Origin of the sequence: Enterococcus sp. DIV1421a (genome assembly GCF_051711025.1) — a bacterium.
GTDB lineage: Bacteria > Bacillota > Bacilli > Lactobacillales > Enterococcaceae > Enterococcus_B > Enterococcus_B hirae.
This window is the reverse complement of the sequence record NZ_JBIOLU010000001.1, coordinates 1,982,393-1,997,269: the sequence shown is the minus strand read 5'-3', so window position 1 is coordinate 1,997,269 and position 14,877 is coordinate 1,982,393. Positions and strand designations below refer to the sequence as shown.

At 37.4% G+C, this 14,877-nt stretch carries 15 protein-coding genes and 1 riboswitch; of the genes, 13 read left to right on the top strand and 2 right to left on the bottom strand.

Features of this window, described 5'->3' with window-relative positions:
* Positions 1-33 precede the first annotated feature (33 nt).
* The 10 genes from IGK21_RS09025 (at position 34) to IGK21_RS08980 (ending at position 10,598) form a co-directional block, all read left to right on the top strand.
* Entirely contained in the window at positions 34-813 is a 780-nt protein-coding gene (locus IGK21_RS09025; RefSeq protein WP_010737948.1) for a YveK family protein, read from the top strand.
* Between the two features lie 10 nt (positions 814-823).
* Positions 824-1,519, top strand: coding sequence for a CpsD/CapB family tyrosine-protein kinase (locus IGK21_RS09020; RefSeq protein ID WP_010718519.1), 696 nt, complete (start codon positions 824-826; stop codon positions 1,517-1,519).
* Between the two features lie 19 nt (positions 1,520-1,538).
* Complete coding sequence (locus tag IGK21_RS09015) at positions 1,539-2,303, top strand: tyrosine-protein phosphatase (protein WP_010737946.1); 765 nt, start codon at positions 1,539-1,541, stop codon at positions 2,301-2,303.
* Positions 2,304-2,314: 11 nt separating this feature from the next.
* Positions 2,315-4,132 (top strand): polysaccharide biosynthesis protein, encoded by a 1,818-nt coding sequence (locus IGK21_RS09010; protein ID WP_181915066.1) that lies wholly within the window; start codon positions 2,315-2,317, stop codon positions 4,130-4,132.
* Positions 4,133-4,301: 169 nt separating this feature from the next.
* Complete coding sequence (locus IGK21_RS09005; RefSeq protein WP_010718516.1) at positions 4,302-4,931, top strand: acetyltransferase; 630 nt, start codon at positions 4,302-4,304, stop codon at positions 4,929-4,931.
* Between the two features lies 1 nt (position 4,932).
* Positions 4,933-6,051: a DegT/DnrJ/EryC1/StrS family aminotransferase gene (locus IGK21_RS09000; protein ID WP_309578070.1), complete on the top strand. Its 1,119-nt coding sequence runs from the start codon at positions 4,933-4,935 to the stop codon at positions 6,049-6,051.
* Positions 6,044-6,670, top strand: coding sequence for a sugar transferase (locus IGK21_RS08995; RefSeq protein ID WP_181915065.1), 627 nt, complete (start codon positions 6,044-6,046; stop codon positions 6,668-6,670). Before IGK21_RS09000 ends, IGK21_RS08995 begins: the two co-directional genes overlap by 8 nt.
* An 11-nt stretch (positions 6,671-6,681) precedes the next feature.
* Positions 6,682-7,773, top strand: a complete 1,092-nt coding sequence (locus IGK21_RS08990) for a glycosyltransferase family 4 protein (RefSeq protein ID WP_181915064.1) — start codon at positions 6,682-6,684, stop codon at positions 7,771-7,773.
* Positions 7,774-8,006: 233 nt separating this feature from the next.
* Entirely contained in the window at positions 8,007-9,176 is a 1,170-nt protein-coding gene (locus IGK21_RS08985) for a nucleotide sugar dehydrogenase (protein ID WP_063627376.1), read from the top strand.
* Positions 9,177-10,598 (top strand): oligosaccharide flippase family protein, encoded by a 1,422-nt coding sequence (locus IGK21_RS08980; RefSeq protein ID WP_181915063.1) that lies wholly within the window; start codon positions 9,177-9,179, stop codon positions 10,596-10,598.
* A gap of 209 nt (positions 10,599-10,807) precedes the next feature.
* Here IGK21_RS08980 and yidC read toward each other — a convergent pair whose 3' ends face one another.
* Entirely contained in the window at positions 10,808-11,740 is a 933-nt protein-coding gene (yidC, locus tag IGK21_RS08975) for a membrane protein insertase YidC (protein ID WP_010718510.1), read from the bottom strand.
* A gap of 338 nt (positions 11,741-12,078) precedes the next feature.
* Positions 12,079-12,354 carry an acylphosphatase gene (locus IGK21_RS08970; protein ID WP_010718509.1) on the bottom strand — a complete coding sequence of 92 codons (276 nt, stop codon included), beginning with the start codon at positions 12,352-12,354 and terminating at the stop codon, positions 12,079-12,081.
* 107 nt (positions 12,355-12,461) lie between these two features.
* Here IGK21_RS08970 and IGK21_RS08965 point away from each other — a divergent pair, with 107 nt between their 5' ends.
* From IGK21_RS08965 to IGK21_RS08955, 3 genes are all read left to right on the top strand, one after another.
* Positions 12,462-13,226, top strand: coding sequence for a TrmH family RNA methyltransferase (locus IGK21_RS08965; protein ID WP_034700883.1), 765 nt, complete (start codon positions 12,462-12,464; stop codon positions 13,224-13,226).
* A 124-nt stretch (positions 13,227-13,350) separates the two neighbouring features.
* Positions 13,351-13,854, top strand: coding sequence for an HD domain-containing protein (locus tag IGK21_RS08960; RefSeq protein WP_010737939.1), 504 nt, complete (start codon positions 13,351-13,353; stop codon positions 13,852-13,854).
* 248 nt (positions 13,855-14,102) lie between these two features.
* Positions 14,103-14,750: a FusB/FusC family EF-G-binding protein gene (locus IGK21_RS08955; RefSeq protein ID WP_010718506.1), complete on the top strand. Its 648-nt coding sequence runs from the start codon at positions 14,103-14,105 to the stop codon at positions 14,748-14,750.
* 42 nt (positions 14,751-14,792) lie between these two features.
* Positions 14,793-14,860, top strand: a riboswitch (Fluoride riboswitch).
* Positions 14,861-14,877: the final 17 nt, after the last annotated feature.

Here is a 14,877-nt window from a genome sequence, read left to right as displayed (position 1 = left end):
GAATCTAGGAAAGTAACAGGAAAGTGGAGAGAAATGGAAGAGACAATTAGTATAAAAGAGATCATCGGAGTATTTCGTAAGCGTTTGTTGACCTTATTTATTTCAACGTTAGTTGGTTTGGCGGTAGCAAGTTTCGTTACATTCTTTATTTTAACACCCAAGTTTAGTTCACAAGCCCAATTGATTGTCACGTTGCCTCAGTCAAATATTACGAATGTCAATGATGTGAATACGAATTTACAAATGATTAACACCTACAAAGATATGATCATTAGTGACTTAGTTTTAAGTGAAGTGAAAGATCAATTAGAAACGCAAGATCAGCTAGCAATGACGGTTGGAGAAATCAAACAAGCAATCACAGTGAATCAATCCGAAAATTCACAAATGTTTTCTATCCAAGCGATTAGTTCGATTCCAGATAATGCTCAGAAAATTGCGAATACCACAGCTGAGGTGTTTCAAACGAAAGCAAAAGATGTGATGAATGTCGATAAAATATCGATCATTTCTGAAGCGGTTGCGGACGGAACATCGGTGTCACCAAATAAAAAAATAAATATTGCCCTTGGCCTTATTTTAGGTCTGATGATTGGCATGGGGATAGCTCTGTTATTGGAATTGTTCGACCAGACTGTGAAAGATGAAAAATATCTTTCGGAGGTCATAGGGTTTCCAATTTTAGGGACGGTACCAGAAATGACTGCCAAAGATTTCAATAGAAATGACAAAAACAACAACGCACCGGTGACAATAAACGATGAAACTGGTGAACAAGCGAGAGCTTCTCGTAGAGCTCGTTCGAGAGTGTAGGAGGGAAAACATGCGACGTGTCATAAAACAAAAAGAAACACTACTTCAACCGATTCGTTTGATTACTTTAACTAATCCTTCATCAGCAGCGGCTGAGCACTACCGAACGATTCGAACCAATATCCAATTTGTTTCAATCAATGATCAACAAGTCAAAACGATCGTGGTCACGTCATCTGGACCAGGTGAAGGGAAATCGACCACGGCTGCAAATCTGGCTGTTGTCTTTGCAAAAGCTGGTCAGAAAGTGTTATTAGTTGATGCTGACATGCGAAAACCAGTTATTTACAAAGCATTTCAAATAAATAATCATTATGGGTTAAGTAATCTACTCAGTTCAACTGAAACGATCAGTAAAGGGATCCAAAAAACGGCAATCAAGGAATTATCAGTATTACCAAGTGGACCGATTCCTCCTAATCCATCAGAGCTGTTAAGCTCGAAAAGAATGGATCAGCTAATGGTAGAAGCAAGTCAGCTCTATGATATCGTGATGTTTGATTTGCCGCCGATTGTAACTGTGACAGATGCTCAAATCTTGTCATCAAAGGCAGATGGTACGCTTCTGGTAGTACGTGAAAAGACTTCACGAAAAGAAGCAGTTGTGAAAGCCAAAAAATTATTAGAGATGGCTCAGGCAAAGGTACTGGGAATTGTTTATAACGGAGTCGAACAAAGCAAAGATACAAGTTATTATTATGAATGATAAAGAGGAGGTAAAGGGAATGATCGATTTACATTGTCATCTATTACCAGCAGTTGACGATGGTGCGCAAAACCTGGAAGAAAGCCTGGCAATGGCTGAAAAAGCGGTTGAACAAGGGATTACTCATATTTTATGTACACCGCACCATAACAATGGCAAGTATTGTAATCAAAAGAAAAAAGTCATTCCCCTAGTCGCCACTTTACAAAAAGAGCTGGATAAAAGAAATTTACCGTTGGTGTTATTAGAAGGTCAAGAAGTTCGTATTACTGGAGAATTGCTTGAAGCGCTTCACCGAGATGAACTTCTTTTTACAGATTTAAATGATACTTATCTGTTGATTGAATTTCCTACATTAGAAGTACCGTTATATGCAAAGAACCTTTTTTTTGAACTGTTGAAACTAGGAAAAATACCAGTAATCGTGCATCCTGAGCGTAATACTTATTTTGCAAAAGATCCGAATCGTTTGTTGCCTTATCTAGAAATGGGCTGTTTGACACAGCTGACAGCGCCAAGTTATCTGGGGCGCTTTGGCAAAGAAATCCAAAAAACAGCAAAAAAAATGGTCAAGTACAATCTTGTACAAATGATTGCTTCGGATGCTCACGGTGTTGAGCGACGTTCTTTTTGTTTAAAAGAATGTTATGAACAAATCGCTAAAGACTTCAATAACGAAAAAGTTGAACAAATGAAACAAGTCGCCAAAGATTTAATCAATGGGGAGCAGATTCATTATCCAACTTATCAAGCGATAAAAAAGAAGAAGTTTGGGTTATTTTAGGGGGAGTAAAGGTGTTTGAAGTCACAAGAAAAAGAAAGATTGCTATTTTGATAGGAGTTGATAGCTTATTGTTGTTTTTGGCAAACATTGCTACAATTAGATTCATGAAGCCATTCGCAGAAGTATCAACGGATTTTATGTTCATCTCTACAGGCGTTTCAATAGGTTTCTATTTGTTTTATGGGAGTTTATTTAAAGTCTTTACAAGGATCAATCGCTATATGAATTTAGAAGAAATCAGGGCGATTTTTGTTTCTTTGTCGATCACTATGATTTCAAATCTTTTTGTCTTGTTTTTTATCAATCATCAGTATATGTTACGTCTAACGATCTTTACCTATATTTTGTCTTTGCTTTTAATCATGGGAAGCCGTCTGGAGTGGCGTCTTTACATTGAGAAAAAGCAGACAAAGCTACAACCTAGAGCCACTGCCAAGAAGACGATCATCGTAGGCGCTGGTGAAGGCGGTAGAATTTTGGCAAATATCTTACTTGGATCAAAAACAGCAAGTGACACCTATGTCATTGGTTTTGTTGATGATGATCCTAATAAGCAAAATACATATCTTTCAGGAAAAAAAGTGATCGGTATGATCAAAGACCTCCCTGCACTAATCAAGAAACATGATGTACAAATCGTTACCATCGCCATTCCTTCCTTATCCAAAACAAAAATCAGGAATATCTTTCAAATGGTAGAATCCTTGCATGTCAAAGTAAACACGATGCCTTCAATGGAAGAAATCGCTTCTGGAAAAGTCAGTGTCACAAAATTAAAAAAAATTGACGTAGTTGATTTACTAGAAAGAGAGGAAGTTGAATTGGACATTGAATCGATCAAAGGTCATTTGACAGGGAAAACCATTCTGGTGACTGGTGCGGGTGGCTCGATCGGCTCAGAGATTTGTCGGCAGATTATCCAGTTTTCCCCAGCACAATTATTACTAGTAGGACATGGGGAAAATTCGATTTATTTGATCGATCGGGAACTCCGCATGAATCAGCAAAATCAGCAGACAAAAATCGTCCCGCTCATTGCAGATATTCAAGATCGTGACAAAATCAATGAGATCATGCAAAACTATCGCCCAGATATCGTTTATCATGCTGCAGCACATAAGCATGTTCCTCTCATGGAAGTAAATCCCAAAGAAGCAGTAAAAAATAATATTCTTGGAACGAAAAATGTTGCGGAAGCAGCCAAACAAGCGAAAGTCAAGAATTTTGTGATGGTCTCAACAGATAAAGCGAATCATCCACCTAATGTGATGGGAGCGACAAAGCGGATTGCAGAAATGATTGTAACAGGATTGAACGAAAAAAATGGAACAACATTTTCCGCTGTTCGCTTTGGAAATGTATTAGGTTCACGAGGAAGTGTGATTCCTGTCTTTCGTGAACAAATTGCGCAAGGTGGACCAGTCACGATTACTGATTTTCGGATGACACGTTACTTTATGACAATTCCTGAAGCAAGTCGATTGGTTATTCAATCAGGAGTCTTGGCTAAAGGTGGAGAGATTTTTATTTTAGATATGGGTGAACCAGTCAAAATCGTCAACCTTGCCAAAAATATGATTCGCCTGAGTGGCTATCGTGAAGACGAAATTGAGATTCTTGAAACGGGTATCCGTCCTGGGGAAAAACTATATGAAGAACTACTGTTGGATAAAGAGAGAAACGATGAAGCTGTCTATGAAAAAATTTTTGTCGGAAACATCAAAGGTTATTCAAATCAAAAAGTGATGGATTTTATCCGTCATTTGCCAAAAGATGAGAAACAATTAGCAAGAGAAGTGATTCGTTTTGCCAATGCTTCTAATCAATAGAAACTAGCTGTTTTAAGCTGAACGTACTATTAGTAAAGTAGTAAAAATCATTGCTTTATGTGCTGGATTATACGATTCCTGCGATCAAAAATTGCATAGGGATACGTTATTCAAATCGCATGTAAAAAAACGTTTGACCATCAAAAAAAGAAACGAGAGGAGAAAGCGAGTGGATGCAATAATAGTAGGAGCAGGTGGGTTTGGTAAAGAAATTGCTTTTTTGCTCCAACAACAAAATGAGTATCAGTGGGTCGGTTTTGTCGATGATCGTAAAAGTGAGCAAAGCGATGTTCTAGGAAAACCTGTGATTGGCAAAATTGCTGACTTGCTTCAAGTCAAAACACCAATGGCAGTTTTTCTTGGGATTGCGGCTCCGACGGTCAAAGAAAACATCTATGAACAGTTACGACAAAACCCTCACTTGCTTTTTCCAAATTTGTTTGCCCCTAGCGCATTGATTGGCTTAAATGTTCAACTGGGCATTGGGAACATATTGATGCCTTACACGACCTATACTGCAGATATTTCAATCGGTGACTTCAATATGATCAATATTGGTTCAACAATCGGTCATGACTCCATTATAGGTAGTTACAATGCCATTTTTCCTAATGTCAATATTTCGGGAGCAGTCACTTTAGGAGATAAAAATGAACTGGGTGTCGGTACAAAGATTATTCAAGAACGTTCGATTGGTGATGGTAACATTATTGGGGCTGGCAGTGTTGTCATCAGAGATATCCCTCATCATTCAAAATGGGTGGGGGTACCAGCAAAGATAATTGAAAGGTGGAGTTGATGTGAGAAAAAAGCGAATATTATTAGCTTCGCCCCATATGAGTGAAGCAGGCTATGAACAAGCGTTTGTCAAAGAAGCCTTTGATACGAACTGGATTGCCCCTTTAGGTGCCAATGTCGATGGTTTTGAGCAAGAACTGGCAGATCATGTGGGAGCCAAGCATGTTGCTGCGCTTTCTTCAGGTACGGCAGCGATTCATTTAGCATTAAAGGCAGCAGGTGTCACGAAAGGAGATCAAGTGATTTGTCAATCCTTGACTTTTGCAGCTACGGTCAACCCGATTCTTTATCAAGGAGCCGCCCCAATCTTTGTGGATAGTGATGCCGAAACTTGGAATATGAGTCCTGTTCATTTACGCGCAGCTTTAGAAAAATATCCAAAAGCGAAAGCGGTGATCGTCGTTCACTTATATGGATTAGCTGCAAACTTAGCTGAAATCATGCAGATCTGTCAAGAATATCAAGTGACGTTGATTGAAGATGCTGCCGAATCATTAGGAACGACTTACCAAGGTAAATATACAGGAACGTTTGGAGACTATGGGATTTATTCCTTCAATGGAAATAAGATCATCACAACTTCAGGTGGGGGAGCATTGATCTCTGACGATCCTTTAAAAATCGAAAAAGTCAAATTTTGGGCCACTCAATCTCGTGAAAATGAACGTCATTATCAACATTTAGAAATCGGTTATAACTATCGTATGAGCAATATATTAGCAGGAATCGGACGTGGTCAATTAAAAGTATTAAATGAAAGAATCCAAAAGAAGCGTGCCATCTATCAATTTTATCAAGAAGAATTGTCCGAGTTTCCTAATATACAATTTATGCCGGAAAACTCTTGGAACGAACCTAACTTTTGGTTGAGTGTCATTCGTTTAGAAGGAATAGATCCATCTTATTTGATTGAAGAATTGGAAAAAGAACAGATCGAAGCACGTCCTGTCTGGAAACCGATGCACTTACAGCCTGTTTTTGACTCTTTTGATTTTATTGGCGGCGAAGTTGCAGAATCGCTTTTTTCTTCTGGAGTTTGTCTTCCCTCAGATACTAAAATGACGGATGAAGAGTTAAATAGAGTCGTTGCAACGATCAAGCGAGTGATGCGTTATGAGTAAACCAACCTTTTATCGACTTTTTGGAAAGCGTGCGTTCGATCTTTTTTTCTCAGGTCTTTTATTGCTTTTGCTTGCACCACTGATGCTCATACTTGCAGGGTGTGTGCGATTAAAATTAGGTTCACCGGTTATTTTTAAGCAAACAAGACCAGGGAAGAATGAACAATTATTTTTTATGTACAAGTTTCGCACGATGACAGACGAGAAAGATCAACATGGCGCGTATCTTCCAGATGAAGTTCGTCTAACAAAATTCGGCAAACTACTTAGAGCGACTAGCCTTGACGAGCTGCCAGAGCTTTGGAATATCTTTAAAGGCGAAATGTCTTTTGTTGGTCCTCGTCCATTATTGGTAGAATATTTGACACTTTATAATGAAGAGCAACGAAAACGCCACAACATTCGCCCAGGTTTGACCGGATTGGCCCAAGTCAGTGGTAGAAATGCGATCAGTTGGGAAGAAAAGTTTACGTATGATTGTTTGTACGTTGAAAGTTATTCGTTTGGCAAAGATGTTTGGATCTTGTTACAAACAGTTCTTAAGGTGTTCAAACAAGAAGGGATTAGCTCAAATTTTGGACCAACAAGTGAAAAATTTGAAGGGAATGAACCATACTGAAAATTTTATATGTGACGACGATCTCCAATACACTCAATGCTTTTTTAATCCCTCATATTGATCAACTAATCAAAAATGGACATGAAGTGAGTGTGGCATGTGCGCTTGAACAACCGTTGGCATCTTATTTTTCTGATAAAAAAATACCTGTATTTCAAATACCATTCAATAGGAATCCATTAGCTAAAAGCAATCTTTTAGCCTATAAGAAAATCAAACAGCTGATCAAAGAAGAGAATATCGATATCGTACATACGCATACGCCAGTTGCTTCGATGGTGACAAGACTTGCTTGTAAGCGGATCAATATTCCTATCTACTATACGGCACATGGGTTTCACTTTTATCAAGGAGCCCCTATGCTTAATTGGTTCGTCTATTACCCAGTTGAAAAATACTTATCTCGTTATACAAGTAAGCTTATTACCATTAATCAGGAAGATTATTTGCTTGCTTCACAAAAATTTAAAGCAACACAAACTCATTTGATTCAGGGGGTTGGAATCCAAGTCGAAAAGTTCGAGAAAACCTTGGTTGATAAACGGCTAAAAAGTAAGGTACTTTCACTAGCTCAGCCAACAACCAAAGTACTCCTTTCAGTCGGTGAATTGAATAAAAACAAAAACCACGAACTGGTGATTCATGCACTCGCTTCATTTAAAGACCAAGATTTCCACTATTTTATTTGTGGAACGGGGCCTTTGAAACAAACGCTGGAACAAAAAATTAAATTTTTAGGTTTGGAAAAGAAAGTCAGTTTACTCGGATATCGTAAGGATATTATTCAGATCATGAAAATGAGTGATCTATTTCTCTTTCCTTCTTTAAGAGAAGGATTGCCCGTATCGATCATGGAGGCTATGAGCGTTGGTTTACCGGTAGTCGCTTCAAATATACGAGGCAATAAAGATCTGATCTATGATGAGAACACAGGAAAATTGTTTGATGTCAAAGAGTCAGAAGAACTAGTGAATATTCTTCAAGATTTTTTTGCTGGAACGTTACCTGTTACAAAATATTCCGAGAAAGCTGCTGCTCATATCCAACAATTCAGCGAAAATGTAATCATCAATCAAGTAGCAGAACTTTATGAAACTTTATAACTAAAGGAATTTCACAAAATAAAAAAAGCACTTAAACAGGGAAAATGAGGTGAAAAGCTCTTAACCTCAAGAATGTTTTGATTATTTGTAAGAGTGACTGACGAAATGAGCCTGGGTTCAAAGGAAAAGTAAATGGCTTTGTTTTTTATAAAGCGAATGAAACGAAGAACTACCAATAACGTTCCAGTTTGTGTTTTTTATGTTAATAAAACTAATTATAGAGGTGAAACCAATTGAACGTATCAATTTTCGGCCTAGGCTATGTAGGGCTAGCCAATGCGTTATTACTTAGCCAGCATGAGAATGTCAAAGCTTATGACATCGTAGCAGAAAAGATCGAACGACTACAAAAGAAGGAGTCACCAATTGAAGATCGTGAAGTACATAATTTTCTTCAAAGAGAAGACCTAGCAATCGAATTTATTAAGGATTTCCGAGAAGCGGTTCTTTTTGGTGATTATTTGATTATTGCCACACCCACTGATTACGATGAAAAGAAAAATTATTTTAATACCTCATCGATTGAGAGCATCATTGAACAAGCTCTCGCCATTCGCCCAGAAGCAAAATTTATCATTAAGTCCACGGTACCAGTAGGGTATACGGCCGAACTAAAGAAAAAATATCAAACAGAAAATATTGTTTTTTCACCAGAATTTTTACGTGAAGGTAAAGCATTGTACGATAATCTTTATCCTTCCCGCATTGTTGTAGGAGAATGTTCAGATAGAGGGACAGAGATTGCGAATATGTTCAAAAAGAATACGCAAGCAGATAATGTCCCAGTTTTATTGACTCATTCAACAGAAGCGGAAGCAATCAAGTTATTCTCAAATACGTATCTGGCGTTGCGTGTGGCTTACTTCAATGAATTGGATAGTTATGCGGAGATACGAGGCTTAAATACGAAACAAATCATTGAAGGCGTCGGACTGGACCCACGTATCGGCTCTCATTACAATAATCCTTCATTTGGTTATGGAGGGTATTGTTTGCCAAAAGATACGAAACAGTTGAAAGCAAATTATACCGATGTGCCTAACAATCTTATCCAAGCGATCGTTGAAGCAAATACAACCAGAAAAGATTTTATTGCAGAACAAATTTTAGCCCAAAAGCCTAAGACTGTGGGAATCTATCGGTTAACGATGAAAGCCGATTCAGACAATTTCCGTTATTCATCGATTCAAGGAGTCATGAAACGAATCCAGGAACAAGGAGTTTCGGTGGTTGTCTATGAGCCAACGTTACCTGTTGAAGAATTTCATCATGCGCCTGTCGTTTCGGATCTTGCGCGATTCAAACAACTATCGGATGTGATCGTCTCAAATCGGATGGACCATCAATTAAAAGATGTGATCGAAAAAGTCTATACGAGAGATATTTTTAGACGGGATGAATAAATGAAAAATATAGCCAAAAATTTTTTTTATCAGAGCTTGTTTCAACTGACGAAAATCATTCTTCCGATTATTACCATTCCAATCGTTTCTAATGCTTTAGGGCCAAGTGGGATCGGTCTTTATAATTATACGTTTTCAATTGTCCAATATTTTGTTTTGTTTGCGGGGCTAGGGGTAACGATGTACGGGAACCGGGAAATAACTTTGACTTACAACCGTAAGAAAGAAGCGTTATCAGAAGTTTTTTGGGAAATTCTGCTTTTTAAGGCATTAGCGAGCTTAATTGTCATAGTCGCTTACTTTATTGTTGCCTCTTTATTAAATAATCGTTCGTATTTGTTTGTCCAATCCTTGGCGGTTTTTGCCGTATTATTTGACGTATCTTGGTTTTTTATGGGAATTGAAGATTTTAAGAAAACTAGTATAGCTAATTTAGTAGTCCAACTAGTCACGTTTTTTCTCATTCTTTTCTTGATTAAAAACGAAGACGACACGTTAAAATATACCTTGATTCAAGGACTAGGTTTAGTTTGTTCACAAGTGAGTGTCTGGTTCTTTATTCCTAAATACATTCATTTGACGAAAGTTGATTTAAAGAAAAGTCTTAGTCATTTAAAGGGCTCTTTTGATTATTTTATTCCTCAAATTGCGATCATGTTGTATACCAATTTGAATAAGACCCTTTTAGGTTTCACATTAGGAAGTGTTGCAGTGGGCTATTTTACCAATTCTCTGCAATTGAATACCGTATTCATCACGATCATAACTACCTTAGACATCGTCTTACTTCCCCATATGACAAGTTTTTTTGCAAAAAAAAATATGGAGAAAATCGTTCGCACGATGGAAAAAACGATTCATTTACAATTGTTTTTTTCGATTCCAATCATGTTTGGGATGTTGACAGTTTATGACAAGCTCGTTCCTTGGTTTTTTGGCGAAAAATTTAGCTACATCACTCAAATTATTCCATATTTTACGGTTTTGATTGTGATCGTTCCTTTAGGCATGGCGATTTCTAGACAATATCTAATGCCAATCGGTCAGGTTAAAGAGTATAATCGTTCAGTAATCATTGGAGCTATCATCAATCTTGTGGCAAATCTCATACTATTGCCGTCTATTGGCTTTTTGGGCGTTGTATTTTCAACTATTCTCGCCGAAAGTTTCGTTACAGTTGTAAGAACAAGAGCTTTTCTGAAACAGACGACGTTTACCTTTTCTCTAAGAAAAATCGGGATGTTTATAATTGCTGGATTGATCATGTGTTTGATCACCAGGTTTTTAACAGGTCATTTAACGAGTAATATCCGAACCAATCTGATCCAATTCGTCATTGCTTGTCCGATCTATCTCGCAATCACAACGATAACCAAAGTCAATCCACTAGTTGATTTATTGAGGATCAAAAAGAAAATCTAATGATGACAAACAACAGGTCAAAGACCTTGAAAGTGGTTGCTGCTAGTGAAAAGAAAAATGTTTACACTGATTTTCATTCAATTCGAACTATTGATTCGGCAATATAGCGAAGAATAATCAATGATCAGAGGGCAAAATAAAAAAGGAGGAGAGGCGTTCTCTCTTCCTTTTTTATTTTAGCTATTTTGAGAAATAAACGAAATGCTTAGTTATTTCCGTTTTTGTTGTTTTCCAGCGTTACGACCTGTTTGGTTTTTAGGTGCTTTGACTTGTTTCTTCACTGGTTGTTCGCTATCCGCAGGTGTCACGTCTTTACGAGGTGTTACGACTTGCTTCGGTGGATTTTGTTTTAACTCTTCTGCCACTTGAGCTTTTAATTTAGGCTTCATGATGACATTTGTAATGAAGGTTTGCAAACAACTAAAGATACCACCAACTACCCAATAAAGTGTGACTCCAGCTGGCGCACTGATCGACATGAAGACGATCATCGCAGGCGAAACGATAAGCATCGTACGCATTGTTTTCTTTTGTTCTTCAGGGATACCGATTGTTGAAATATATCCTTGAAGTAAATAAGCAGCACCAGCAATCGCAACTAATACAAAACTAGGGTGTCCTAAGTCGATCCCATAGAAAGAGGATTCACGAATGCCTTCTGTATAACGAGCTGTGAAATAAAGGGCTGAAAAGATCGGCATTTGGATCAAGAGAGGCAAGCAGCCGATCCCGCCAGTCATACTTAACCCATTTTCACGATAAACTTGTTGCATTTCAGCTTGTGCAGCCATTTGTTCTTCACGAGTAGTCGCCGTTTTTAGTTTTTGTTGAGCGGCTTCGACTTGCGGCTTCAATGCTTGCATTTTTTCAGATTGGATCATTGTCTTTTTCGATTGACTAATACCTAATGGCAAAATGATGATACGAACGATGACTGTCATTAAAATAACAGCCCAACCATAGGACCAGTTGAAGTTCTCCACTAAATATGTAATCGCTTGTCCCATTGGATGGACTAATACTCGGTACACGATACCTGATGTGTCAGGGTTACCATTTGAATCCAGACGAACACAACCAGATAAGAAAAGCATGACTGTGACAAGGCCAGAACCCAATACCCAATTTTTCCATTTATTCATAAAATACTTCCTCTTTTATAATTTTTACACAAAATTAACTATACTAAAAAAGCACACACAATTCAATCTACTTTATAGAAAATTCATAGATTCCTACCTATATGGTCTTAAAAAAATAAAAAAGTTATTTGTCAAACCACAAAAAGGAAAGGGAGAAAATCCATCGGTTAAACAGAAGCAAAAACGATCAAACGAGTGAGGGACGATTAGAAGAGAGAAGGCACGTTGTTTCTTTAAAAAAAGTCCTTTATCGTCAAACTTTCTTAAAGTCATGTGAGCCTTCTCATAGTGTAAATAGAACTACCTTTTGCGTGTTTCGTCCATTCAGAATCAGTAAATTAGCCGATCACATCAAATTTTTTTCGTTCTTCCATCATCGGATTATCTTGCAAGTCAACGTATTGTACGCGACCACTAGGACTTGGAGAATCCTTTACTTCTTCAATGAATCTTTTGATCGTTTCCTCATCGCCACATGCTTCGATTGTCACCGAACCATCTTCTTCGTTTTTAACTGTGCCTGTGATCCCTAATTGATCGGCAACGATTTTTGTCATATAACGAAAGCCAACACCTTGGACACGTCCTTGAACGTTCATCTTGATTTTTTTCATCATATCCACCTTTCTTTCCTTGCTTTTTAAATTAATGATATCGATTTTTTGATGTTGTAACAAGTTCAAGGTTCGAATTCATGCTATAATTAAGTGAGGTGAAAAATGTGAAAGAAATCCAATCAGCAAAAAATCCAAGAATCAAAGAATTGAAAAAACTACATAAGAAAAAATACCGGGAAGAAACAGGCGAGTATCTACTCGAAGGATTCCATTTGGTTGAAGAGGCAGTTGCTTCTCATGCCAAAGTAAAAGAAATCTTAATCACAGAAAAAGGGTTAGAAGAGTGGGAGGAGTGGCTTAAAAACCATTTAGACATCCCTTGTACCTTGGTAACGAATGAAGTCATGGCTGTGGTATCAGATTTGCCAACACCCCAAGGTATCTTAGCCGTTATGCTCTACGAAAAAGTAAACATGCCCGAATTAACTGGAGGATGGTTATTGTTAGATAATGTCCAAGATCCTGGGAATGTTGGAACAATGATTCGTACGGCAGATGCTTTTGGACTATCTGGTGTCGTTTTAGGAAAAGGATCAGCTGACATTTATAGTACAAAAGTGTTAAGAAGTATGCAGGGGAGCAATTACCATCTACCAATACTTCAAACAGACCTTGAGCAAATGATCCCGCTTTTAAAGGAACACAATTTTAATATCTATGGAACGGAATTGAACGAGGATGCTCGTTCATTAGAACAGGTAACTGTTCCTGAGAAGTATGCAATTGTCATGGGGAATGAAGGGCAAGGCGTGCGGCCCGAAATTCTTTCCTTGACGGATAAAAATATCTATATTCCGATTCGCGGAAATGCTGAATCATTAAATGTAGGAGTGGCAGCAGGCATCGTACTTTACCATTTCTCTTTATGATTAAGGAACTATTAAGCTTTCTACATTTTGATGGAACCTCACTAGAATATTCCGAACACTAATGGTATACTAGGATCAATTTCAAAGGAAAATGAAATTCAAAAAAGGTGGCAGATCAATAATTATGACAGAAAAATGGCGTGAAGACGAAGAATATATGTCTTATGTAGAAGATCTATTAGCAACAGATGCAGTGAAGAAATTAGCCAATTATACACAACATGTCCACTCCACTCGATTAGAGCATTCTCTTAGTGTTTCTTACTATAGTTATAAATTAGCCAAAAAATGGGGCGGTAATGCAAAAGCAACCGCACGTGCAGGTCTTTTGCATGATCTTTTCTACTATGATTGGCGTACAACAAAATTTGATGAAGGAACGCATGCTTATATCCATCCAAGGATCGCAGTGAAAAATGCAGAAAAAATTACTGACCTATCCGATTTAGAGCGTGATATCATCTTAAAACATATGTGGGGCGCTACGATCGCACCGCCTAAGTATAAAGAAAGCTATATTGTGACGTTTGTCGACAAATATTGTGCTGTGAAAGAAGCAGCACAGCCGATGACTGCTTCGATGAAACAAAAATGGCAAAGATATTTCGGCAAAGAACAATCGATTTAATACGATGTGATTAAGAATTCTTCCTGAGAAATTTCATAAAATTTCTCAGTTTTTTTTTTATTGACGAACCATGATTTTTACTGTTTACTTTGTATCAAGAACAAGTTGTTGATACAAACTTAAAGGGGGTGATGATAAGATGCCATATGGATCTTATTTAAAAGAGTGGAAAAGCTTTAACTAACGTACTTTGTTGAAGTTCTTTTCTTCAAAGTACATTCACTTGAAAGAAGAAAGGACTCAAAGTCATGGAAAAAACAATTAAACCTTATCAATATTATTTTATTAAAAGAGAAGTCGAACAATTAATATCAGTCTATCATTCAGTAAACGATTCTAAAACGATCGAAACGGTCCAAGCATTAGCTGTGGAGAGAATAGAGGAACTAGTAGAACCCTCACAAAGGATGAACCTTTTCTTAGAAAATATCTTAGATACTTCTTTGACCAAAGAAACTGCTGAACGCTTATTAGAAGAATTAAAAGAATCAGTTCAACCTTTTGAGCAACCTTCGAAAGCTCAAATCGAAAAATTATTCCGAAAAGTGAAAAAGTTAAAACAACCTGATTGGAATCATTTGGATTTAAGAGAACACACCTATATTGGATGGAATGATCCTGGTACCCAGAAAAAATTTCTTGTTTATTATGATGAATCAGGGAAGTTAAACGGTATTCGCGGGACTTTGTCCCCGACCATTACGAAAGGGATTTGTACGATTTGTAAAAAAACTTCGAGTGTGTCACTCTTTTTAGCAACAACAAAATCGAATTCAGATGGCACCTATACGAAAAAAGGAAACTATATTTGCCATGATAGTGAGCATTGTAACCACAATTTAGTCCAATTGACTCCTTTTTATGAATTTACTGAGATTGTAAAAAAAGAAGGATAATTTCATTGTATTTTTCATAAATATATGCTATTTTAATTGATGAAGTGAATAGGTGATGGTGTTCGCCTTTAAACGTTAATCTTAAGATAACTAATGACGCCTACTAAGAATCGGGATACCCCTTTTT